Annotated in this window: 20 protein-coding genes; 6 read left to right on the plus strand and 14 right to left on the minus strand. The window is 72.8% G+C overall.

The genetic code is table 11. The annotated features are described in order from the left end of the window. Positions 1-10: 10 nt before the first annotated feature. From DC008_RS06625 to DC008_RS06670, 10 genes are all read right to left on the minus strand, one after another. A complete protein-coding gene (locus DC008_RS06625; RefSeq protein WP_108706133.1) occupies positions 11-1,093 on the minus strand; it encodes a Zn-dependent alcohol dehydrogenase in 1,083 nt (360 codons plus the stop codon). Between the two features lie 41 nt (positions 1,094-1,134). Then, positions 1,135-2,523 carry an aldehyde dehydrogenase family protein gene (locus DC008_RS06630; RefSeq protein ID WP_108706134.1) on the minus strand — a complete coding sequence of 463 codons (1,389 nt, stop codon included), beginning with the start codon at positions 2,521-2,523 and terminating at the stop codon, positions 1,135-1,137. Between the two features lie 168 nt (positions 2,524-2,691). Further along, complete coding sequence (locus DC008_RS06635; protein WP_108706135.1) at positions 2,692-4,029, minus strand: ABC transporter ATP-binding protein; 1,338 nt, start codon at positions 4,027-4,029, stop codon at positions 2,692-2,694. 153 nt (positions 4,030-4,182) lie between these two features. Then, positions 4,183-4,968: a class F sortase gene (locus DC008_RS06640; RefSeq protein ID WP_208645817.1), complete on the minus strand. Its 786-nt coding sequence runs from the start codon at positions 4,966-4,968 to the stop codon at positions 4,183-4,185. Beyond that, a complete protein-coding gene (locus DC008_RS06645) occupies positions 4,958-5,572 on the minus strand; it encodes a hypothetical protein (RefSeq protein WP_108706137.1) in 615 nt (204 codons plus the stop codon). Before DC008_RS06645 ends, DC008_RS06640 begins: the two co-directional genes overlap by 11 nt. A gap of 99 nt (positions 5,573-5,671) precedes the next feature. Further along, positions 5,672-6,910, minus strand: a complete 1,239-nt coding sequence (locus DC008_RS06650) for an MFS transporter (protein ID WP_108706138.1) — start codon at positions 6,908-6,910, stop codon at positions 5,672-5,674. A gap of 24 nt (positions 6,911-6,934) precedes the next feature. After that, positions 6,935-8,395 (minus strand): CitMHS family transporter, encoded by a 1,461-nt coding sequence (locus DC008_RS06655; RefSeq protein WP_341867275.1) that lies wholly within the window; start codon positions 8,393-8,395, stop codon positions 6,935-6,937. A 99-nt stretch (positions 8,396-8,494) separates the two neighbouring features. Continuing rightward, positions 8,495-10,747, minus strand: coding sequence for a molybdopterin oxidoreductase family protein (locus tag DC008_RS06660; RefSeq protein WP_108706140.1), 2,253 nt, complete (start codon positions 10,745-10,747; stop codon positions 8,495-8,497). A gap of 163 nt (positions 10,748-10,910) precedes the next feature. Further along, entirely contained in the window at positions 10,911-11,516 is a 606-nt protein-coding gene (locus DC008_RS06665; RefSeq protein WP_244221335.1) for a TetR/AcrR family transcriptional regulator, read from the minus strand. 65 nt (positions 11,517-11,581) lie between these two features. Then, positions 11,582-12,124: a hypothetical protein gene (locus tag DC008_RS06670; protein ID WP_108706142.1), complete on the minus strand. Its 543-nt coding sequence runs from the start codon at positions 12,122-12,124 to the stop codon at positions 11,582-11,584. Positions 12,125-12,308: 184 nt separating this feature from the next. Between DC008_RS06670 and hmgA the strand changes: the two genes are divergently transcribed. Genes hmgA through DC008_RS06685 form a run of 3 tightly spaced genes read left to right on the plus strand, consistent with a single transcriptional unit; the run spans position 12,309 to position 15,571 of the window. Next, complete coding sequence (gene hmgA, locus DC008_RS06675; RefSeq protein WP_108706143.1) at positions 12,309-13,625, plus strand: homogentisate 1,2-dioxygenase; 1,317 nt, start codon at positions 12,309-12,311, stop codon at positions 13,623-13,625. Between the two features lie 27 nt (positions 13,626-13,652). Beyond that, complete coding sequence (locus tag DC008_RS06680; protein ID WP_108706144.1) at positions 13,653-14,402, plus strand: GntR family transcriptional regulator; 750 nt, start codon at positions 13,653-13,655, stop codon at positions 14,400-14,402. A 26-nt stretch (positions 14,403-14,428) separates the two neighbouring features. Further along, positions 14,429-15,571 carry a type ISP restriction/modification enzyme gene (locus DC008_RS06685; RefSeq protein WP_108706145.1) on the plus strand — a complete coding sequence of 381 codons (1,143 nt, stop codon included), beginning with the start codon at positions 14,429-14,431 and terminating at the stop codon, positions 15,569-15,571. 4 nt (positions 15,572-15,575) lie between these two features. Here the strand turns inward: DC008_RS06685 and DC008_RS06690 are convergent, their stop codons facing one another. Beyond that, positions 15,576-16,289 carry a TetR/AcrR family transcriptional regulator gene (locus tag DC008_RS06690; RefSeq protein WP_108706146.1) on the minus strand — a complete coding sequence of 238 codons (714 nt, stop codon included), beginning with the start codon at positions 16,287-16,289 and terminating at the stop codon, positions 15,576-15,578. 63 nt (positions 16,290-16,352) lie between these two features. Here DC008_RS06690 and DC008_RS06695 point away from each other — a divergent pair, with 63 nt between their 5' ends. Both DC008_RS06695 and DC008_RS06700 read left to right on the plus strand, forming a co-directional pair. Then, entirely contained in the window at positions 16,353-17,291 is a 939-nt protein-coding gene (locus DC008_RS06695; RefSeq protein WP_108706147.1) for an ATP-binding cassette domain-containing protein, read from the plus strand. Next, positions 17,288-18,070, plus strand: a complete 783-nt coding sequence (locus DC008_RS06700; protein WP_108706148.1) for an ABC transporter permease — start codon at positions 17,288-17,290, stop codon at positions 18,068-18,070. The genes DC008_RS06695 and DC008_RS06700 overlap by 4 nt, the downstream gene beginning before the upstream one ends. A 247-nt stretch (positions 18,071-18,317) precedes the next feature. Here DC008_RS06700 and DC008_RS06705 read toward each other — a convergent pair whose 3' ends face one another. The 3 genes from DC008_RS06705 to DC008_RS06715 form a co-directional block, all read right to left on the minus strand. Continuing rightward, positions 18,318-18,587 (minus strand): hypothetical protein, encoded by a 270-nt coding sequence (locus DC008_RS06705; RefSeq protein ID WP_055622800.1) that lies wholly within the window; start codon positions 18,585-18,587, stop codon positions 18,318-18,320. Positions 18,588-18,713: 126 nt separating this feature from the next. Further along, positions 18,714-19,526: an anti-sigma factor gene (locus tag DC008_RS06710; protein ID WP_108706149.1), complete on the minus strand. Its 813-nt coding sequence runs from the start codon at positions 19,524-19,526 to the stop codon at positions 18,714-18,716. Further along, positions 19,523-20,065, minus strand: coding sequence for a sigma-70 family RNA polymerase sigma factor (locus DC008_RS06715; protein ID WP_055622798.1), 543 nt, complete (start codon positions 20,063-20,065; stop codon positions 19,523-19,525). Before DC008_RS06715 ends, DC008_RS06710 begins: the two co-directional genes overlap by 4 nt. A 208-nt stretch (positions 20,066-20,273) precedes the next feature. On the opposite strand from DC008_RS06715, the gene DC008_RS06720 reads away from it, so the two are divergent. Continuing rightward, the gene (locus DC008_RS06720; RefSeq protein WP_108706150.1) at positions 20,274-21,809 is read left to right on the plus strand and encodes a DUF4331 domain-containing protein; all 1,536 of its coding nucleotides are present in this window, start codon (positions 20,274-20,276) and stop codon (positions 21,807-21,809) included. Positions 21,810-22,086: the final 277 nt, after the last annotated feature.

The following is a 22,086-nucleotide window of genomic DNA, read 5'->3' on the forward strand; positions in this document are numbered from 1 at the left end:
GCCGGGTCCGTCAGAAGACGACCAGGGCCCGGCCCCCCTTGCCGGCGAGCATGTTCTCGAAGGCGTCCGGGATGCCGTCCAGGGCGATCCGCTCGGTCACCAGGGCGCCGAGGTCGAGGCGGCCCTCCCGGACGTGCCCGGCGAGGACGGGCACGTCCCGCGCCGGGTCGGAGTTGCCGTAGACGCAGCCGGCGAGGGTGCGGCCCCAGTGGAAGATCTCCAGGGCGTTGAAGGTGACCTGCTGGTCCTTGCCGCCGATGCCGACGACCGTGGTGCGTCCGCCGCGGCGGGTGGAGTCCCAGGCGGTGCGGATCGTGGCGGCGCGGCCGACGCACTCGACGGCGACGTCCACGCCCTGCTTCCCGGTCAGGCCGCGGATCTCCCGGGCGGTGTTCTCGGAGGCGACGACGTAGTCGGTGGCGCCCGCCGCGCGCGCCAGCTCCTCCTTCGCCGGGGAGACGTCGACGGCCACGATCCGCCCGGCGCCCGCGATACGGGCCGACTGGAGCGCGGCCAGGCCCACACCGCCGACGCCGAACACGGCGACGCTCTCGCCGGCCCGGACCCGCGCCGAGTGGTGCACGGCGCCGTAGCCGGTGAGGACGGCGCAGCCGAGCAGGGCGGCGTCGGTGAGCGGGACGCCGTCCGGCAGGGGCAGCACGCAGTTCGCCGCGACGACCGTCTCCTCGGCGAACGCGGCGACGTTCAGGCCGGGGTGCAGTTCGGTGCCGTCGGTGGTCCGGGCGTGGATGTTCGCGGCGCCGTTCAGCGCGTTGGCGCACAGCCACACCTCGCCGAGGCCGCAGGCGTGGCAACTGCCGCAGGACGGCGCCCAGTTCAGGACGACCGGGTCGCCGGGCGCGACGGCCGTGACGCCCTCGCCGACGGCGACGACGGTGCCGGCGCCCTCGTGGCCGAGCACGGCGGGCACGGGGACGCGCATGGTCCCGTCGGACAGGGACAGGTCGGAGTGGCAGACGCCGGCGGCGGCGAGCCGGACGCGGACCTGGCCGGGTCCGGGGTCGGGCAGGACGATCTCGGTGACCTCGAGCGGGGCCCCGACGGCGGGCAGGACGGCGGCGCGGACGGCCATGGCGGACGACTCCTCGGTGCGCGAAGGGCTGGTGACGGGGCTCAGAACTGCAGGGACTTGGTCTGGAGGTACTCGGCGAGGCCGTGCGCGCCGAGTTCCCGGCCGACGCCGGACTGCTTGTAGCCGCCGAAGGGGGCCAGCGGGTTGAAGCGGCCGCCGTTGATGTCGACCTGACCGGTGTCCATACGGCGCGCGAAGGCCACCGCGCGCGCCTCGTCCCCGGCCCAGACGGCGCCCGCGAGCCCGTAGACGGTCCCGTTGGCGATCCGCAGGGCGTCCTCCTCGTCCTCGTAGCGCAGGACCGACAGGACGGGGCCGAAGATCTCCTCCTGGGCGATGGTCATGTCGGGAGTGACCTCGGCGAAGACGGTCGGGCTGACGAAGTACCCCGTCTCGCGCGGCGGTTCGGCGCTTCCCGCTACCAGCCGGGCGCCTTCCGCGACACCCTTGCCGATGTAGCCGAGCACCCGCTCCTGCTGCCGGGCGCTGACCACGGGGCCGATGCGCTCGCCGTACTTGGCGGCGGCCTGCGCCGCCAGCTCCACGGCCTCGTCGTACCGGTCGCGGTGGACGAGCATCCGGGTCCAGGCGCTGCACGTCTGGCCGGAGTTGGACATCACGTTGGCGACACCGACGTTGACCGCCTTGGCGAGGTCGGCGTCCGGCAGGATGACGTTGGCGGACTTGCCGCCGAGTTCCAGGGCGACCTTCTTGACGGCGGCGCCCGCGATCGAGGCGATGTGCCGTCCGACGGCCGTGGAGCCGGTGAAGGAGACCAGGTCGACGCCCGGGTGCTCGGCGAGCGCCTGCCCGGCGACCGGGCCGAGGCCGGTGACCAGGTTGAAGACGCCCGCGGGGAGACCGGCCTCGTGGACGGCCTCGGCGAACAGCTGGGCGACCAGCGGGGTGTTCTCGGCGGGCTTGAGGACGATCGCGCAGCCCGCGGCCAGCGCCGGGGCCGCCTTGGCGACGATCTGGTGGAGCGGGTAGTTCCAGGGCGTGATGGCGCCGACCACGCCGATCGGCTCCTGGTACACGGTCGAGTTGCCGACCTTCTCCTCGAAGGCGTACGTGCCCGCGAGCTCCGCGTACGAGCCGGCGACCGCGATGGGCACGGCCGCGTGGACGGCCTGGGAGAACTTCAGCGGGGCGCCGAGTTCGGCGGTGACCGTCTCGGCGATCTCGTCCCGGCGCGCGTCGAGGACGTCCCGCAGGGCGGTCAGCCGCGCGGCGCGCTCGGCGGGCGGCGTGGCGGTCCAGCCCGGGAGCGCGGCGCGGGCGGCCCGTACGGCGGTGTCGACGTCGGCGGCGGTACCGGCCGGGACGGTGCCGATGACCTGCTCGTCGGCCGGGTTCACCACCTCGATGACGTCCTGGCCCGCGGCGGGGCGCCAGGCTCCGTCGATGTACATGCCGTCGTGTGCCTTCATGGCGGTTCCTCCCGGGGCGGGCCGTCGGCCGGCCGCCTGCGCGCTCGTCGTTCCGGCTGGGGTCGTCCGGCTCACCAAACTAGTCGTCCGGCTCACAAACTAGCGGCGATAGTTTTAGCGCGCCAGGGACCTCAGGGGATCGGCCGCACCGGAAGGCGCCCCGTCCGCTCACTCCTCCAGGTCCGGCAGCCGCGCCGGGGCGGGGCAGATGCGATCCCCGTGCTGGTCGAAGACGAACAGGTGGGCGATGTCGACGAGCAGCGGCACCTGCATGCCGTGCCGCAGCGCGTAGTCGGGCGTGGTGCGCACGATGAGGTCGCCCGGGAGCCGCCCCTCGGGCGGCGCCGGCTCGATGGCGGGGGCGGCGGGTTCCTCCACCGCGACCACGGGACCGGCCCGCAGGGCGCCCGCCCGGCCGCGCAGCCGCTCCAGCACCGTGCCGCCGTCGCGGCGGCGCCGGCGTCCGGTCGGGGCGGGGCGCGGCGCCTCCAGATCGGGGACGACGGCGGGCCGGGAGCCGGTGTTGAAGTGGACCAGCACCTCGTGCCCCTGGAACTCCACATGCTCGACCAGGCCCGTGATGAGCGCCTCCCCGGGCCGGGCGGCGGACCGGTCGCCGATCCGCACGGCCTCCGAGCGCAGGCCCACGATGACCTCGCGGCCCTGCTGGACCCGGAGCAACTGGTGGTCGAGGCTGAGGGGTTCGGGCAGCCGCAGGAACTGCTTGCCGAGGCTGATGGTCATGGCGCCGTCGAGCGGCGCGCGGACGACGCCGCGCAGCAGGTTGATGCGCGGGGTGCCGATGAAGGCGGCGACGAAGACGTTGCGGGGCAGCGCGTACACCGTGCGCGGGGTGCCGACCTGCTGGAGGACGCCGCCGCGCAGGACGGCGACCCGGTCGCCGAGCGACATGGCCTCGGCCTGGTCGTGGGTGACGTAGACGGTGGTGACGCCGAGGGTGCGGGTCAGGCCCGATATCTCGGCGCGCAGATGGTTGCGGAGCTTGGCGTCGAGGTTGGACAGCGGCTCGTCCATCAGGAACGCGGTGGGGCGGCGGGCGATGGCGCGGCCCATGGCGACGCGCTGGCGTTCGCCGCCGGAGAGCTGGCCGGGGAAGCGGTCGAGCAGCTCTTCGATGCCGAGCATGCGGGCGGTGGCCTCGACCCGGGGGCGCGGATCGGCGCCGGGTGTCTCGATGCGCAGCGGGAAGCCGATGTTGTCGCGGCTGGTCATGCTCGGGTACAGCGCGAAGTTCTGGAAGACCATGGCCATCCGGCGCTCCGCGGGCAGCAGTTCGTTGGCGTGCTCGCCGTCCAGCAGCAGCTCGCCCTCGTCGATCTCCTCCAGACCGGCGATCATGCGGAGCACGGTGGACTTGCCGCAGCCGGAGGGCCCGAGGAGGACGAGGAACTCGCCGGGCCGGATGTCCAGGGAGAGCCGGTCGACGACGCGGACGCCCCGCGTGTACGACTTGCTCACGTCGTGCAGAGAGATGGCGCGTGTCATGACGGAATGCCCCCGAGGGCTCACTCGATCGCCTCGTGCGGGTCGTACGGGGCGTGTGAGTCACGGAAGTTAACGGAATGTGTGCGGCCGGGGGAAGGGAACGGGCCGGATCGGATGGCGCGGTCCAGCACGTGAGAAAGCGGACGCTTCCATTCAGCCCTTACGGCCGGGCTCGCGGGTCGCCGTGAGATGCGCGAAGACCACCACGTTGCCCGAGTAGCCGGTCCTGCGGTCGTAGGTGCCGCCACAGGTGATGAGCCGCAGCTCGGGCCGGTCGCGGGTGCCGTACACCAGCCGGTTGGGGAACTTGTCCTTCTCGTACGCCTTGATGGTGTCGACGGTGTAGACGGCGGTACGTCCGTCGGCGCGCCGCACCTCGATCCGCTTGCCGCGCTTCAGCTCGCCCAGGCCGCCGAAGACGGCGGGCCCGGTGTTCGTGTCCAGGTGGCCGACGGCGACGGCGGTGCCGGGCTCCCCCGGCGAGGGCCCGTCCGTATACCAGCCGGCCAGTTCGGGCTTGTCCTCGGGCGGTGTCCCCAGCCGGCGCTCGCTGTCCAGCCCCAGGTCCATGAGCGCTGCGTCGACGCCGATGTACGGGATGACGATGCGGGTGGCCCGGGAGCGGGGCAGTGTGCGGGGCGCGGGGCGCGGGGACGCCGCCTCGGCCCGGGGCGCGGCGGACGTACGGACGGGACTCGGGGCCGGGGTCGGGGAACCCGGGGACGGGTCCGGGGAGGCGCCGGGGCCGGCGACACCGGGGCGCGCGTCACCGGCCTCGACCGCCCCGGGCTCCGGAGCCGGCGCGGCCGTGCCGGCTCCGTGGCCCTCCCGGTGGACGACCTTGTCGGCGCCCATCACCAGGACGGCGGTGAGGACCGCCGTCCTGGCCAGCCGGTAGGGGCGCCTGCGGTACCAGGGCCGGCGCCGCCTACGCGCCATGCGTACGGCGACGGAGCCGGTACCACATCACCCCGCCCACGGCGGTCAGGCCTACGGCGGCGGCGCCGGCGACCGTGGTGAAGGCCTGGTCACGGGCGATCCCTCCACCCCCGGCGGCCGGTCCGCCCTGCGGGGCGGGCGAGGGGGTCGACATGGAGGCGCGGCAGTCGACGGTGAAGGTCTTCTCCCGGTTGGTGGCGGTGGCACCCGTGAACTCCCAGGTCAGCCGGTACTGGCCGTCGGGGAGCGTCAGGTCCTCGGTGTGCCCGACACCGTTCCTGAGGTTGAGGGTGCCGTTCAGCGTGGCTCCGCTCGGGACCGCCGGCGCGGTGACGATGTTCCAGGTGACGGCCGTGACGGTCTCGAAGTTGGCCGCGTCGAGGTAGAACCGGCAGACCCTGGGCTCGTCGATGGCGTCGCCGTACGGAGTGCGCGCGACCCCGTCCCACGGTGCCGTGTGGACCTTGAGGGTGCCGTTGTCCCCCGGGGCCATCGGAGCGGCTGCTCCGGCCGACGGCAGCCCGGTGATCGGGGTCAGCGCGGCGGTGAGCGCCGTGACGGCGGCGATGCGCGCGGCGCGGCGTCGAAGAGGCGTGGTGGGCATGCGAGTCCTCCGAGTCAGACGATTTTCGTACAAATCGCTCGTCTCTGACTCTCTTTCACATCTGCCCTCAAGATCGTGGCAGCAGGGCCTTACGGCCCATCAGATACCACTCTTTCGACGCAATACGGCCTCCGGTCCTTGCCGTGGACCGCCGTCCTCCGTCTCCCCGGACGGCCGTGCGGGCGAGCGCAGGGCCGTCCCCGCCGACACCAGCAGCAGCGCGCCCAGCATCACGAAGGGTGCCGCCACCCCGGCCACCCCCGCCACCAGGCCCGCCGACGCGGGCGCGGCGACCTGCCCGAGCCGGTTGCCGGTCAGCCGCAGCGCGAGGGCGGTGGAGCGGGCGGCGTCGGGGGGGGCCTGGACGACGGTCGTCATCGACAGCGGCTGGCCGACGCCGAGGCAGAACCCGAGCGCCGTCAGCATCGCGGCGAGCGCCCACACCGGCACCGGCAGCGCGATGCCCGCGCAGAGCAGGGCGCCGAGCAGACAGGTGACCGTCAGCAGGGCCGTACGGCCGAGGAGGCGCAGCAGCGGAGTGAGGACCAGGCGGCAGGCGATGGTCGCCGCGGCGCGCAGGCTGAGCAGCACCCCGATCACGGAGGGCGCGATGCCCCGGTGCTCGCCGACCACCGGGAGGTAGGCGGTGAGGATGTCGGTGGCGGACAGCACGGAGAGGCTGACGAAGATGCCGGCCGGCACACCCCGGGCGCGCAGGATGCGCCGGACGGGAACCCGGTCCCCCGGTGTCTTCCGGGACGCGGCCGTCGTACGGCTCTCTATGCGCCACAGCGAGGAGAAGGCGACCGCGCAGCCGGCGCCCGCGACCAGCAGGGCGAGCGCGCTGCTGTGCGCCCGGTCCGCCCCGCCGATCAGCGCGCCCGCCGCGATCGGCCCGACGAGCTGGCCGAGGGAGGCGCCGATGGTGAAGTGCCCGAAGTTACGGTCCTGTTCGTGCGGGGCGGACTGGCGGGCGACGAGGGACTGCGCGCCGATGACGAAGCTGAGGTGGCCCAGGCCCATCACCCCGCTCCAGACGGCCATCGCGCCCAGCGAGCCGGCCAGGCCGCTCAGCGCGCAGCCCCCGGAGATCAGGACGACCCCGGCGGGCAGCAGCGGGGCGCAGCGCCCGTGGTCGGTACGGCGGCCCAGCGGGACCGCCGCGAACAGCGGTAGCAGGGCGTACACGCCCGCGATCACGCCCACCGCCCGCTCGTCGGCCCCGAGCGCGAGGGCCCGGTAGGAGACGGCGGGCCGGGCCATCGACACCGCCCCCTGCGCGAAGCTGAAGGCGATGACGAGGCGGAGCAGCCAGCCGCGGTTCCCACCGGGCGCCATGAGCGAATTCCTCCGTGCAGCGGGTCAGATGGTGCCGAACAGGATGCCCGCGCCCAGGATCACCAGGCAGGTCGCGGCGGCCCACTTGACCACGAACCGGGTGTGGTCGCCGAACTCGACCTTGGCCATGCCGACGAGCACGTAGACGGCCGGGACGAGCGGGCTGGACATGTGCAGCGGCTGGCCGACCAGGGATGCGCGGGCCATCTCCAGCGGGGTGACGCCGTGGGCGGCCCCGGCCTCGGCGAGGACGGGCAGGACACCGAAGTAGAAGCCGTCGTTGGACATGAAGTAGGTGAGCGGCAGGCTCAGCACCCCGGTGACCAGCGCCATGTGCGGGCCCATGGCCTCGGGGATGACGTCCACCATCCAGGTGGCCATGTGGTCGACCATGCCGGTGCCCTGCAGGACACCGGTGAAGACGGCGGCGGCGAAGACCATGCCGGAGACGTTGAGGACGTTGTCGGCGTGGGCGGCCAGCCGGGCCTTCTGGTCCGGGATGTGCGGGAAGTTGACGGAGAGCGCGAGCGCGGCGCCGAGCAGGAACAGCACCGGGATGGGCAGCAGTTCCATGATCATGGCGGTCAGCAGGGCGACCGTGAGCAGCGCGTTGAACCAGTAGAGCCGGGGGCGCAGGGTGGGCCGGTCGGGGTCGAGGGCGGCGAAGCGCTCGTCGTCGGCGCCGTCGGTGCCGTCGGTGCCGTCGGTGGTGGTGCCGGTGGTGGTGCCCGAACCGCCGCCGGGCGCCGGGGAGTCGGGCGTGCCGGTGCCGCCGGCGCCCACGAGGACCGTCTCGGTCTCCTTCTCGGTCACCAGGACCTCGTCGAGGGCGAGCGTCCCGAGGCGCCTGCGCTCGCGCACACCGAGGACGTACGCCAGGCCGATGACGGCCACCAGGCCCACGGCGAGGGCGGGGATCATCGGGACGAAGACATCGCCGGCGTCGACCTTGAGCGCGGTGGCGGCGCGGGCGGTCGGGCCGCCCCAAGGGAGCGTGTTCATCACGCCGTTGGCCATCGCGGCGACACCCGTCATCACGACCAGGCTCATCTTCAGGCGCTTGTAGAGCGGGTACATCGCCGAGACCGTGATCATGAAGGTGGTCGAGCCGTCGCCGTCGAGCGAGACGATCGCGGCGAGGACCGCCGTGCCGACGACGATCCGCATCGGGTCGGCCTTGCAGAACCTGAGGATGCCCCGCACGATCGGGTCGAACAGGCCGACGTCGATCATCACCCCGAAGTAGACGATCGCGAACATGAGCATGGCCGCGGTGGGCGCGAGGCCGGTGACGCCGTCGATGACGTAGTCGCCGAGCTTCGCGCCCTTTCCGACGAAGACGCAGAACGCGGCCGGGATCAGCACGAGCGCCGCGATCGGTGACATCTTCTTCATCATGATCAGGACCAGGAAGGTCGCGATCATGGCGAAGCCGAGAATGGTCAGCATGAGTGGATACCTAACGTTCGCCCTTGAACGACCCACCAGGGCCGGCGGTGCGTTGGACGTTAGGTCCCGCCGAACAGCGTTAACAAGACGTTGACACGCGAGCAATAAGCGCAGAAGTCCAGGTCAGAGCTTTGCTCAGGTCAGCGTGCTGATCGTTTCGGCCACCGGTGACACCTCGACGGGCACGCCGTTGAGCACGGCGTTGCCGGACAGCGGGTCGAGTGCGCGGCCGTCGAGGAGCTGGTTGACGTTGACTCCGGGGTCGGCGGAGGCGTGGCCGAGCCGGGTGCCGGGACGGTCGTGGCCCCAGCCGTGCGGCAGGCTCACCACGCCGGGGCGCACGGCGTCGGTGACCTCGGCGGGCGCGGTCACCTCTCCCCCGGCGCCCTTCAGCCGGACGGGCGCCCCGTCGCGGACGCCGAGCCGGCCGGCGTCGTCGGGGTGGATGTGCAGGGTGCAGCGGTTGGAACCGCCGGTGAGGGCGGGGACGTTGTGCATCCAGCTGTTGTTGGAGCGCAGATGCCGGCGGCCGACGAGGACGAGTCCGTCGGGGCGCTCGCGCAGCGCGGCCCGCAGCCGCGGCAGGTCGCCCGCGATGGGGCCGGGCAGCAGCTCCACCTTGCCGCTGACGGTCTTCAGCGGCTGCGGCAGCCGGGAGGCGAGGGGGCCGAGGTCGATGCCGTGCGGATGCGCGAGGAGCCGGTCGAGGGTGAGCCCGTCGGGGCGGGCGCCGAAGCCGTCGCCGTAGGGGCCGAGGCGCAGCATCATGTCGAGGCGCCGCTCGGGGCCGCTGACGCCCGTGAGCTGCGCGGCGAGTTCCTGCGGGTCGCGGCCGTGGACCGGGGAGTGCGGTTCGGTGACGGCCTTGCCGAGAGTCTGCCCGATGACCATGTCGTCCACGGCGGACGGGTCGGTGCCGTGCAGGCCGGTCGCGGCCAGGACGAGCCGGGCCATGATCTCGGTCTCGGCCATGCGTCCGGGCTCCAGCGGGACCGCGGGCCGGGTGTAGCGGACCTGGTTGCGCACGGCGAGGGTGTTGAACGCGAAGTCGTGGTGCGGGCTCTGCGACGGCGGGGGCGGCGGCAGGACGACATGGGCGTGCCGCGAGGTCTCGTTGAGGTAGGGGTCGACGCTGACCATGAACTCGAGGGAGTCCAGCGCCTTGTCGAGGCGGTCGCCGTCGGGTGCGGACAGCACCGGGTTGGCGGCGACGGCGATCAGGGCGCGGACGGGCGTGCCCTCGTCGGTGGCGGTGTCGATCTCCTCGGCGAGCGCGGAGAGCGGCAGTTCGCCCTTGGCCTCGGGGTGGCCGCTCACCCGGGAGCGCCAGCGTCCGAGAGCGAAGCCGTGGCCGGGGCCGGCCGGGCGGGGCGTGCGGTCGGTGGCGGCCTGTGGGAAGAGGGCGCCGCCGGGGCGGTCGAGGTTGCCGGTGAGGGTGGTGCAGACGTCCACGAGCCAGCTGGCGAGGGTGCCGTGCGGGACGGTGCAGCTGCCGATGCGCCCGTAGACGGCGGCGGTGGGGGCGGCCGCGAGCTCGCGGGCGAGGGTGCGGATGGTGCCGGCGTCGACGTCGCACGCCTCGGCGACGGCCTCCGGGGTGAAGTCCCGCAGCGCGTCCCGGAGTTCGTCGAGGCCCTGGAGGTGGGTGGTCAGCTCGCCCGGGTCGGCGAGCCCCTCCGCGAACAGGGTGTGCGCGATGGCCGCGAGGAGCAGCGCGTCCGTCCCGGGGCGGACGGCGATGTGCCGGTCGGCGAGCCGGGCGGTGCGGGTGCGGCGCGGGTCGACGACGGTGAGGGTGCCGCCGCGCGCCTTGAGCGCCTTCAGCCGGCCGGGGAAGTCGGGGGCGGTGCACAGACTGCCGTTGGACTCCAGCGGGTTGGCCCCGATCAGCAGCAGATGGTCGGTGCGGTCGAGGTCGGGTACGGGGATCGCGTTGGCGTCGCCGTAGAGGAGGCCGCTGGAGACGTGCTTGGGCATCTGGTCGACCGTGGAGGCGGTGAAGAGGCTGCGGGTGCGCAGGCCGGCGATGAGGACCGGCGGGTAGAGGGCGCCGGCCATGGTGTGCACGTTGGGGTTGCCGAGCACCACGCCGACCGCGTTCGGGCCGTCCCGCTCGACGACCGGGCGCAGTCCGGCGGCGACGGCGTCGAAGGCCTCCTCCCAGGTGGCCTCGCGCAGGACGCCGTCCCGGCGCACGAGCGGGGTGCGCAGCCGGTCGGGGTCCGCGTCGACGGCGCCGAAGGCGGCGCCCTTGGGGCAGATGAACCCCTTGCTGAAGACGTCGTCGCGGTCGCCGCGGGCGCCGGTGACCTCGGTCCCCTCGATGGTGAGCGTCAGGCCGCAGGTGGCCTCGCACAGGGGGCAGATGCGCAGTGCGGTGCGGGACACGGGTCCTCCCGGGGTGGGTGACGGCGGCGGTGCGCGTCGCCGTGCGCCGAGCATACCGACCGGTACGCACGGTGGGGAGCCCTCAGGTCTCAACCCTGGATCGGAGACCGCCGCTCTCAGCCCTCGCTCCGAGGCCGCCACCCTCGGCCCGAGGCCGCCGCCGTCAGTCCAGCACCCTGCAGAGATACGCCTCCAGCAGCTCCCGCGCCTCCCCCAGGATCCGCTCGTCGCCGTCCGGCGCCATCCGGAAGGCGAGGTGGACCAGGGTGTCGGCGGTCTCCACGGCGACGAGGAAGGTGCGGCGCAGATCATCGTCGGGTTCGAGGCCGAGGTGGCCGGCGAGCAGCTCGGTGAGCCGGTCGGCGACACGGCGGTTGGGTTCGCCCCGGGTGCCGACCGGGATCTGGTTGCCGAAGTCGACGAGGGAGAACCCGGGCGCGGTGCGCTTCATGGCGACGTACTCGCCCAGAAGGGCCTCGAGCGCCGCCCGCCAGCCTCCGCCACCGGCCTCCTTCAGGCGCTCGGTGACGCGGTCGCTGAAGCGTTCGAGGTTGCGCTGGGCCAGGGCGTCGGCCATCTGGCGCTTGTTCCCGAAGAACCGGTAGACCGAGCCGATGGGCACGCCCGCGCGCTGGGCGACGGCCCGGGTGCTCAGCTCGTCGTAGCCGACCTCGTCGAGGAGGTCGGCACAGGCGTCCAGGATCCTGGTCAGCCGTTCGGCGCTGCGCCGCTGCACGGGCGCCCGGCGGAGGGATGCGGGATGAGGCACGGTCTCATGATGCCCCTCGGGCACGACCCGGTGAACGTCGGCCCCCGGGGTCACGGCCCGCCGCATCACGGGGCCGGCTCACCCGTCGCATCCGCCGTCGCCTCCCCCTCCGCCTCCGAGGCGGTGATGTCGGCCGTCCGCTCCACGGGGGCCTCCTCCACGGCCCAGACGGTGCCGTCGTCGGCGTACAGCCGGACGGTGACCTGGTGCGTGCCGCGCGGGACGAGGGACGCGGGGATGCGGTACCGGTCGGTGCGCAGCTCGGCGACGCGGTGGCCGTCCACGAAGAGGTGGGCCAGTCCGCGCCCGGGAGCCGGCTCCGTCCGGGCGCCCGCGGGTGAGAAGCGGAAGTTGCGCAGGGTCAGCCGTACGTCCCAGTCGCCGGCGCGGGCCGGGTCGGGCTCGACCTCGATGCCGACGCCGGGCGCGTCCCCTTCGTCGACCTCGCGGTAGTGGCGGCCCTCGCCGTCGGTGTCGTCCAGGACCTTGCCGACCGGCGAGGACGCGATGCCGTCCTGCCCGGCGGGCGTGCCGGAGCCACAGCCGGCCGCCCCGGCCAGCAGAAGGGCGGCCACGAGGGCCGCGGGAAGGGACCGTGTCCACGACATGTCGGGAGACTAGAACACGGGTCCGACAGCGGGGATCCCCCTTGAGTCTGGTCCGTCTCCGCCTCACGTCGTACGACGGACGGGACCCGGCGGATCTTCCCCGATGAGTCCGGGCGGATCTCTTGCGCGCGGGAAATCGCAATCCTACGGTGAAGCATAGGAATCGGATCGCAAGGGAGCGAGCATGAGCGGGGACGCGCGGAAGACCGCCGAGGGCCTGTCGTATCTGTCCGGCTTCGGCAACGAACACAGCTCGGAGGCGGTGCCGGGCGCCCTCCCGGAGGGCCGCAACTCCCCGCAGCGCGCCCCGCTGGGCCTGTACGCGGAGCAGCTGAGCGGTTCGGCCTTCACCGAGCCGCGGGCGCACAACCGCCGCTCATGGCTCTACCGCATCCGCCCCTCGGCCCAGCACCCGGCGTTCACCCGCACCGGCAACGGCGAGATCCGCACGGCGCCCTTCACCGAGACGGTCCCGGACCCGAACCGGCTGCGCTGGAACCCCCTGCCCGACCCGGCGCCCGGCACCGACTTCCTGGCCGGACTGTGGACGCTCGGCGGCAACGGCGACGCCGCTCAGCGCGCCGGGATGGCCGTGCACCTGTACCACGCCAACGCCTCGATGGACCGGGTGTTCAGCGACGCCGACGGCGAGCTGCTGATCGTCCCGGAGCGCGGCGGGCTGCTGCTGCGCACCGAGTTCGGGCTGCTCCATGTGGAGCCGGGACATATCGCGCTGATCCCCCGTGGGGTGCGCTTCCGTGTGGAGCTGCTGGACGACTCCGCCCGGGGTTATGTGTGCGAGAACTATGGTGCGCGGTTCCAGCTGCCCGACCTCGGTCCGATCGGCGCCAACGGCCTGGCGAACGCCCGGGACTTCAGGGCGCCGGTGGCCGCGTACGAGGAGAGCGAGGGCCCGGTGGAGGTGGTCAACAAGTTCTGCGGGAACCTGTGGACCGCGACCTACGACCACTCCCCCCTCGACGTGGTCGCCTGGCACGGCAACCATGTGCCCTACGTCTACGATCTGCGCCGTTTCAATGTGATCGGCACCATCTCCTACGACCACCCCGATCCGTCGATCTTCACGGTGCTGACGTCCCCCTCGGACACCCCCGGTCTGGCCGGCGTCGACTTCGTGGTCTTCGCGCCGCGCTGGCTGGTGGGCGAGGACACCTTCCGGCCGCCGTACTTCCACCGGAACGTGATGAGCGAGTACATGGGCCTGGTCGAGGGCGCGTACGACGCGAAGGCGGAGGGCTTCGTGCCCGGCGGCGGCTCGCTGCACAACATGATGTCCGCGCACGGCCCGGACCGGGAGACGTTCGACCGCGCGAGCGCCGCCGAGCTGAAGCCGCAGAAGATCGACGACGGTCTCGCGTTCATGTTCGAGACCCGCTGGCCGGTGACCCTCACCCCCCAGGCGGCCGGCGCCGAGCACCTGCAGCGGCGGTACGACGACGTCTGGGACGGCCTGGAGCGTCACTTCAGTCCGTTGCGCTGACCGATCCGCGGAAGGTACGGATAGCCCGTGACCCCCTTCGCCCCGGACTCCATCGTCCTGAACCGCAAACTGCCGCTCTGGTACCAGGTGTCGCAGTCGCTGCGCGCCTCCATACTGGGCCGCCGGCCGCAGGACCCGTTGCGCCTGCCCACCGAGGAGCAGCTCGCGGAGCACTACGGCGTGAGCGTGCTGACGATGCGCCAGGCCCTCAAGGAGCTGGAGGACGAGGGCCTGATCACCCGGCACCGCCGGCGCGGCACCTTCATCGAGCCGGACGCTCGCCGGGGCGCCCCGGTGCGGCTGCTCGGCTCGGTGGACGCGATCGTGGCCCAGCAGTCCGGCATGACGGCCGAACTGCTGGAGCACGGACCGGCGCCGGTGCCCGCCGAGGTCGCCGAGCACTTCCCCGACCTCGACGAGGTGGCGGCGTACCACCGGCTGCGCAGCGACGGGGCGACGGGCGAACCGACCAACCACGCCCGCAACTACGTCCGTCCCGAGCTGGCCTCCCGCATCGACCCGGACGATCTGCTGCGCTGGCCGATGACGAAGGTGCTGCGGGACGTCGTCGGGGCGGACATCAGCCGGATCACGGACACCGTGGAGGCCCGGCTCGCCGACCCGGAGACGGCGAAGCTGCTCCAGGTCCCGCTGCTGAGCCCGATCCTGCACTACACCGGTCTGACCTACGACGCGGGCGGCCGGGTGCTGGACGCGGCCGTCATCCACTACCGGGGCGACCGCTTCTCCTTCACGGTGACCCTGGAGGCCACCTGACCCCCGGGCGGCGCCCAGGCCGTACGATGCCGGGCGTGACGCACGACGACGCTCCGCCGCTGGCGGACCTCATGCCGTGGTCCGTCGCACCGCCGCGGCTCGGCCGGGGCTGGCCGGCGGGCCCCGACGCGGCGTCCCTGAAAGCGCGTTGGGACGCGTTCGTGAAGGCCGAGGGTCCCGACCGGGAGGCCCTGCTGGAGCCGACCCGCTCGCGCACCCTGCACTCGGCGGCCGCCCAGCTGCCCGGCCAGTCCACCGGCACCGGCAAACTGCTGCGGGCCTCGGGTCCCTGCCCGGAGCCGGTGCGGGTGCTGGCCGCCCCCTTCGACGAGCAGTGGCTGATCCCCGACCACCGGCTGATCGACGCCGCCCGCCCGGAGCTGTGGCGGGTGGCGGACGCGCGCCAGGTCTTCGTCGTGGAGAGCCCGGAGACGGGCCTGCTGGCGACCTCGCTGCTCCCGCTGGTCCGGCCGGGCCGTGTCCGCCCGCTCTACCGGCGCCCGCACGGCACGGAACCCAATCTCGCGCCCGGCCTGCTGCCGTACCTGGAGAGCCGGTTGGGGGTCCCGGTCGAGGCGTACGACATGCTCGCCTGGACGTTCGCCGCGGTCCGCCCCGACCTGCGGGTGCCGCTCACCGATGATCCGGCGCTGTGGGCGCGCGGTGTGGAGACGGGCCGGCGGATCCTGTGGCTGCTGCGCCGGGACGGCGACCGGCCCAAGCTGCCCGGCGGGCGCCGCCCGTACGTCCGCGCTCCCCTGCCGTCCCGGCCGCCGGCTCTGGAGTACGACCGCGAGGAGGAGGTCCTTCTCCTCGGCGAGGGCCGTATCTCGCCGGTGCCCGCGGCCGCCTGGGACTTCGCGGTGGGCGGGGTGCGGGTGCTGGAGCAGTGGTTCACGGCGCGTACGGCGGACGCCGAGCCGGGCACCCTGGCCGCGATCCGCCCGGCGGCCTGGCCGCAGGAGTGGACGTCCGAACTGCTGGAGCTCATCACGGTCCTGGCCCTGCTGGCGGAGACCGCGTCGCTGGGCGACGACCTGCCCTCCACGGTCACGGCGGCGGATCTGCGGGCGGCGGGGGTGCTGCCGGTCCCGGCCACGGCCCGTCGGCCGGCGTCGGTGCTGGAGGGTCAGGAGGAGGGGCCAGAGGGGCAGCTCGCGCTGATCTGAGAGGTCAGCGGTCGGGGTCGAAGGCGTCCAGCACCCGGTCCAGGGCCCGGCGGAACACCCCTTCCAGGTCGATCGGGCCGCTGCTCTCCATGAAGGCCGCGGCCAGCCGCGGATAGGCGCCGGTGGCGACCTGGCCGCCGAGGTAGGCGATACGGACCGCGTTCTCCTCCTCCTCGGTCCACGGCATGGAGCGGGTGCGTTCGGCGGTGGCGATCTCGTTGGCCGTGTAGGTCGTCACCACGCCGTTCAGGAGCGCGACCAGCTCCATCTTCTCGCTGTACGGAACGTCCAGCGGCTCCAGGCAGGCCAGGCAGTGCTCCAGGTAGCGCAGGCTGTTCGGGCTGAAGCCGTACACCCCGGACATCAGCCGGGGCGCCCAGGTGTGCCGGTGCATGATCGCGCGGGTCTCCAGCGCGTTGCGCACCATGTCGGCCCGCCAGTCGCCGGAGGGCTCGGCGATCTCGTGCTCGGCCCCGATGGCGTCGATCATCAGCTCGTACAGGTCCTCCTTGCGGGGGACGTAGTTGTACAGCGACATCGTGCCGCAGCCGAGCTCCGCGGCCACATGCCGCATGGAGACGGCGTCCAGCCCGCCCTCGTCGGCGAGGCGCACCGCGGCCGCCGCGATGTCCGCGCGCGTGAACGCGGGTCTGGGACCGCGTCCCGTCCGCTCCGGTCGCGCCCAGATCACGCTCGGCACGGACGCCTTGCCCGCCATGGAACATCACCTCGGCCTCCATCGTAGTTACGTACACCGTACGTAGTGCGCTATGGTCGAGCCATGACTTCTACGTACGCTGTACTTAGTGAAGGTCTGCGCAAGCGGTTCGGCGAGGTCGACGCCCTGCGCGGGCTCGACCTCGCGATAGCGCCGGGCACGGTCTGCGGCCTCCTCGGATCGAACGGCGCCGGCAAGACGACCGCCGTACGGCTGCTCACCACGCTGCTGCGGCCGGACGCCGGCTCCGCCCGGATCGCCGGGCACGATCTGCTCCGCGACCCGGCGGCCGTACGCCGCCACATCGGGGTCACCGGCCAGGACGCCTCCGTCGACGGCGATCTGACCGGGCGCCAGAATCTGCGGCTGTTCGCCCGGCTGCACCGGGTGCGCGGACCGGCGGAGAAGGCCGACGAGTTGCTGGACCGCTTCGGTCTGACCGAGGCCGCCGACCGGCCGGTGTCCGGCTACTCCGGCGGGATGCGCCGCCGCCTCGACCTGGCCGCGAGCCTCGTCCGCCGTCCCGACGTGCTCTTCCTGGACGAGCCCACGACCGGACTCGACCCGGCGAGCCGGGGCCGGATCTGGGAGGCGGTGCGGGAGCTGGCCGCCGCCGGCACGGCCGTACTGCTGACCACGCAGTATCTGGAGGAGGCGGACCAACTCGCCGACGACATCGCGCTGATGGACCGGGGGCGCATCGCGCAGACGGGCTCGCCCGCCCAGCTCAAGGCGGTCCTGGGCACCCAGGTCGAGGTGGTGGTCGGGGACGTGGACACGATGGTGGACGCGGCGGCCGTGCTGGACCGGCTGACCGGCGCCGAACCCTCGCTCGACCGCGAGCGGCGCGCAGTGGGCGCGCTCAGCCGGGACGACACCCTGACCCTTCCGCGCCTCGTGCGCGAACTCGACGCGGCGGGCGTGCCGTTGGTCGACGCGAGCCTGCGCCCGCCGACCCTCGACGACGTCTTCCTGCGCCTCACCGAGGAGCGTGCGGCATGAGCACACTGGTGTACGACGGCGGAGCGATGCTGGGCCGACAGCTGCGGCGGGCCCGCAACAACCCGGGCCTGCTGATCCTCACCCAGGCCATGCCGATCAACATGCTGCTGTTCTTCGGCTACGTGTTCGGCAGCGCCCTCGCGATGCCAGGCGGGGAGTACCGGTCCTTCCTGGTGCCGGGCCTGCTGGTGGCGACCGCGGCGAACGGGATCATGACCGGTATGTTCCAGGCCGCGCAGGACACGCACCGGGGGGTGACGGACCGGCTGCGGACGCTGCCGATGAGCAGGGCCGCGGTGCCGCTCGGCCAGACGGTGGCGGACCTGGTGGTGACGGCGGTGGGGACCGTACCGCTGCTGCTGACCGGGCTTCTGGTGGGCTGGCGGATCGAGGGGTCGGCGCTGCAAGCGGTCGGCGCGCTGGGGCTGTTGCTGCTGTTCCGGTTCGCGATGACGTGGATCGGGGTGTTCCTGGGGCTGCTCACCCGCAGCGAGGAGGCGGCGGGCCAGCTGGGTGCGGCGACGTTCCTGCTGCCGCTGCTGTCCAACGCCTATATCCCGGCCGGTGGACTGCCCGGATGGCTGCGCACGGTCGCCGAGTGGAATCCGATCAGCGCGGTCACGACGGCGCTGCGGGAACTGTTCGGGAACGCGCCGGTGCCGGACGGGGCTGCCTGGCCGGTGGCGCACCCGGTCGCCGGGTCACTGGCCTGGTGTGCGGTGCTGCTCACCGTGTTCGTGCCGCTGGCGGTGCGCCGGTACGCGCGCGGCGGGGAGTGAGCGGCCGCGGGCGTACGGGCACGGCGAAGGCCCCGTCGGGATCCGTGGCGGGGCCGGGCCGTTGCACGGGTGGGACGGGGCCGGGGAGCGCGGTGTGGATTCCGGGGGAATTGCCCGCACCCGGGTGGCACTCCGGGACGCCGCCGCGGTGCCGTGGGGATGACGGCGGCGACAGGGCGGCGGCATCAGGACGGAGGGCCGGCCGGGTACGGGCCTCGAGACGTCGCTCGGCGGTGACCCGTGCGGGTCAGTGTCCGCCGAACAGCGAGCGACGGAGCCTGCGCAGCGGGGCGAAGAGCGAGACACGGCGTACGCGCGCGGTGCGGTCGCTGCGCTCGCGCACGGTGTCCCGCGTGGTCAGCTCACGCATCAGCGAGGTCGCCTCGGCCGCCTCCCGCTGCGGCACGGCGGGACCCGCCAGTACCGCGAGATGGCGGTCGAGGCGCGAACTGGTCGCGCTGCTCCCGCAGGTGATCGCAGGGACCCTGGCCCTGCTGCGCACTGTTATCTGATCCATGTCACTCCCCACCCGTACGAGTCCACCCGGCCCGGGCAGGTTAACCCTATCGTCCCGGTGGAGCACGCGTGTATCGCGGTCACAGGATTCACCTTCCCCGTAAGGGTGTTGACGACCCGTAGACGATTACTCTCCGAATCCGACCGATTTCAGGGCGAGTTGGACAATGGGCTGGCTGGTCGGTTGCGGAGAGCCGCCGCCGGGCTCGACGGTGACGGCCAGTGACGTCGCCGAGGTCTCGAGATCGGACGCGATCAGGGGCGTGTCGCCCTCGAAGAGCCCGAGGGAGCGCGGTTGCGCGCCGGGGCGCATGAGCCAGAGCTGATGCACACGGCCGCCGGGCGGCTCGCCGTATCCGCTCAGAGTGACGACCGCACGCCCTTCCGATGCGGAAGCCACCACCCCGATCCGTCTGCCCTTCGCGTCCTCGCCGGTGCTCGCGCGGGCGTCCGAGGCGCCCAGAACGTTAGCGATCTCACTCGCCCGGGCCCGCTGCGCGGCCAGTTCGTCCCGCGCCTCGTTCGCCTGGACGGCGAACAGGGAGGCGACGACGAGGGCCGCGGCGGCCGTGGCGGTGGCGAACGGCACGAACAGCGGACGGCGGCCCGCCCGGCGCGGCGGCGGCTGGCCGCCCCACACATGCGGCGGCAACTGGGGCGCCCGCGCACGGGCCGCCGGCCGCCCTGCAGTCTCCTGCGGCAGCGTCCGTACGGCGGACAGCACCCGCTCGCGCAGCGCGGCCGGCGGGGCCGCGGCCGTCGACCAGGCCAGCCGGACGGCGTCCTCGGTCAGCGCGCGCACCTCGGCCGCGCAGACCTCGCACGTGCTCAAGTGCTTCTCGAAACGCTGCCGTTCGGACCGCTCCAGGGCGTCCAGGGCGTAGGGGGCGGCGAGGGAGTGCAGGTCCTCGCGCCTCAGCAGGCGGGCGACGAAACTCACGCGACTCCTCCCAGGCACTTGCGCAGCTGGGTGAGTCCGTCGCGCATCCGGGTCTTGACGGTGCCCAGCGGCAGGGACAGCCGCTCGGCCACTTCACGGTAGGTGTAGCCGTCGTAGTAGGCGAGGGTGACCGACTGGCGCTGCAGCGCGGTGAGGCGTTCCAGGCAGCGGCGCACCCATTCGCGCTCCAGCCCGGCCTCGACCTCCTCGGCGACGTGGTCGAAGGCGGGCTGCCCGGAGCGCATGGCCTCGCGCTGCTCGCGTTCTCCGGCGGCGCGGGCGCTGCGCACGCGGTCGACGGCGCGGCGGTGGGCGAGGGTGAGGACCCACGACAGGGCGCTGCCCCGGCGCGGGTCGAACCGCGCGGCCGACCGCCACAGTTCGAGCAGCACCTCCTGCGCCACCTCCTCCGACTGCGCCGGATCGCGCACGACCCGGCGCACCAGTCCGTAGACCGGACCGGACACCAGCCCGTACAGGTCTTCGAACGCCTTCTGGTCACCGCCCGCCACGAGCACCAGCAGCTCGTCCGCGTCCACCGTGTCTCCCCCTCCAGCCAGACCGCATCTCGGCCGTCCCGTCCCACGAGGTCTTCGCAACAGACACACCTCCGGATGGGGTACGGATCAAAGAGCCGAAAAAGCGGGTCGGACGGGCACGGAAATTCTTTTCGTGTTCGACCAATCCGCTCCCACCCCCACTCCGAATCCCGGTGCGTCAGGCAAGTTGGCACTGAGGACGGACGGCATGACACCTACTTCCAGGAGCGGGGCGGGACGCAGGGGACTCGCGACCCTCGTATGTGGTGCGTTGGCCGCCGGCGGGCTCGCAGCCGCCGGTGTGACCGCGCTGGAACCGGGGGCGGCCTCCGCCTCCAGCCACCGCGAGGCCCCGCTCATCTCGGGGACACCGCAGTACGACAACACGGACGTGTACGCGTTCGTCAGCCCGGACAAGCCGGACACGACGACGATCGTGGCGAACTGGATCCCGTTCGAGGAGCCCGCGGGCGGACCGAACTTCTTCCCGTTCGCCGAGGACGCCCAGTACGACATCCACGTCGACAACAACGGGGACGCGCAGGGCGAACTGCTGTACCGCTTCACGTTCGACACGCACACCAAGAACAAGAAGACGTTCCTCTACAACACGGGACCCGTCGAGAGCCTCGACGATCCCGACCTCAACATCACACAGACGTACGACATCGAGCTGCTGAAGCTGAAGGACCAGCACCTGGTCTCGAAGACGAAGATCGCCAACGACGTCCCCGTGGCGCCGTCGAACGTCGGCAAGGCGTCGATGCCCGACTACGCGAAGCTGCGCGAGGAGGCCGTGCACGAACTGCACGGCGGTACCACGACGTTCGCGGGTCAGGCCGACGACCCGTTCTTCCTGGACCTGCGGGTCTTCGACCTGCTGTACGGCGGAAATCTCTCCGAGGTCGGCAACGACACCCTCAAGGGCTACAACGTCAACTCCATAGCCCTCCAGGTCCCGAACCACATGCTCGCCGAGTCGGCGGACCAGCCGATCGTCGGCATCTGGTCGACCACACAGCGCAAGAACGCCAAGGGCTACTTCGAGCAGGTCTCGCGCCTGGGCAGCCCGCTGGTGAACGAGGTCGTCAACCCGATCAAGGACAAGGACCGGTTCAACGCGTCCGCGCCCTGGGACGACGCCAAGTTCCTGAAGAACGTCACCAACCCCGAACTGCCCAAGCTCATCGAGGCGATCTACAAGATCCCCGCGCCCGACGAGCCGCGCAACGACCTGGTCGACGTCTTCCTCAAGGGCGTGAAGGGCCTCAACCAGCCGCCGCACGTGACGCCTTCGGAGATGCTGCGCCTGAACACGTCGATCAAGCCGACGGACAAGCCCAAGCGGCTCGGCGTCCTCGACGGCGACAACGCGGGCTTCCCGAACGGCCGCCGGCTCACCGACGACGTGATCGACGCCTCCCTCCAGGTCGTCGAGGGCGAGCTGCTGGGCGCCAAGAACGACCTGGGCGACGCGGTCGACAAGAACGACAAGGAGTTCGAGAAGTCCTTCCCGTACGTCGCCCTGCCGACGGAGGGCTCGCGCGGCCCGCTCGCCAAGGGCACGGACGGCGAGACCGACGTCCGCAGCCAGCTCGGCGACGCGCTCCAGCCGGCCGGCGCGTCCGGCGGCACGGACGACATGGCGCTGATCGCCGGATCGGCGGGCGCCGGAGCCCTCGGCATCCTGCTGATCGGCGGCGCCCTCCTGTGGTGGCGCCGGATGCGGGACCGGGCCTACTAGGGCGTGTTCCGAAAGTGGCGTCGTTCGCCCGGAGGGCGGGGCTCGCGGCGTCTGGTGCCGGGGGCACCTCCCACGCCCTTCAGGCAGTGGGGGGAGCATCGCAAGGCGGAGGGCCGTCCGCGTACTGGACGTACGCGGACGGCCCGACAACGCGGCGAGGTGCCGTGCCAGGCGCCGCGAGCCGGAGGGGACTTTCGAAACACGCCCTAGGCCGTGTCCGCAAAGTCCCGCCTGCCGTTCGACGCCCGGCACGCCCTACGGGCGGACGACGCGACTT

The organism is Streptomyces nigra (assembly GCF_003074055.1).
In the GTDB taxonomy this organism is placed as follows: domain Bacteria; phylum Actinomycetota; class Actinomycetes; order Streptomycetales; family Streptomycetaceae; genus Streptomyces; species Streptomyces nigra.

Coding starts and splice junctions, on each gene's coding strand:
- DC008_RS06640 (WP_208645817.1), bottom strand. CDS start 4,968: ATGGCGCGTAGGCGGCGCCGGCCCTGGTACCGCAGGCGCCCCTACCGG.
- DC008_RS06645 (WP_108706137.1), bottom strand. CDS start 5,572: ATGCCCACCACGCCTCTTCGACGCCGCGCCGCGCGCATCGCCGCCGTC.
- hmgA (WP_108706143.1), top strand. CDS start 12,309: ATGAGCGGGGACGCGCGGAAGACCGCCGAGGGCCTGTCGTATCTGTCC.
- DC008_RS06690 (WP_108706146.1), bottom strand. CDS start 16,289: ATGGCGGGCAAGGCGTCCGTGCCGAGCGTGATCTGGGCGCGACCGGAG.
- DC008_RS06625 (WP_108706133.1), bottom strand. CDS start 1,093: ATGGCCGTCCGCGCCGCCGTCCTGCCCGCCGTCGGGGCCCCGCTCGAG.
- DC008_RS06685 (WP_108706145.1), top strand. CDS start 14,429: ATGCCGGGCGTGACGCACGACGACGCTCCGCCGCTGGCGGACCTCATG.
- DC008_RS06695 (WP_108706147.1), top strand. CDS start 16,353: ATGACTTCTACGTACGCTGTACTTAGTGAAGGTCTGCGCAAGCGGTTC.
- DC008_RS06720 (WP_108706150.1), top strand. CDS start 20,274: ATGACACCTACTTCCAGGAGCGGGGCGGGACGCAGGGGACTCGCGACC.
- DC008_RS06650 (WP_108706138.1), bottom strand. CDS start 6,910: ATGGCGCCCGGTGGGAACCGCGGCTGGCTGCTCCGCCTCGTCATCGCC.
- DC008_RS06705 (WP_055622800.1), bottom strand. CDS start 18,587: ATGGATCAGATAACAGTGCGCAGCAGGGCCAGGGTCCCTGCGATCACC.
- DC008_RS06635 (WP_108706135.1), bottom strand. CDS start 4,029: ATGACACGCGCCATCTCTCTGCACGACGTGAGCAAGTCGTACACGCGG.
- DC008_RS06670 (WP_108706142.1), bottom strand. CDS start 12,124: ATGTCGTGGACACGGTCCCTTCCCGCGGCCCTCGTGGCCGCCCTTCTG.
- DC008_RS06630 (WP_108706134.1), bottom strand. CDS start 2,523: ATGAAGGCACACGACGGCATGTACATCGACGGAGCCTGGCGCCCCGCC.
- DC008_RS06700 (WP_108706148.1), top strand. CDS start 17,288: ATGAGCACACTGGTGTACGACGGCGGAGCGATGCTGGGCCGACAGCTG.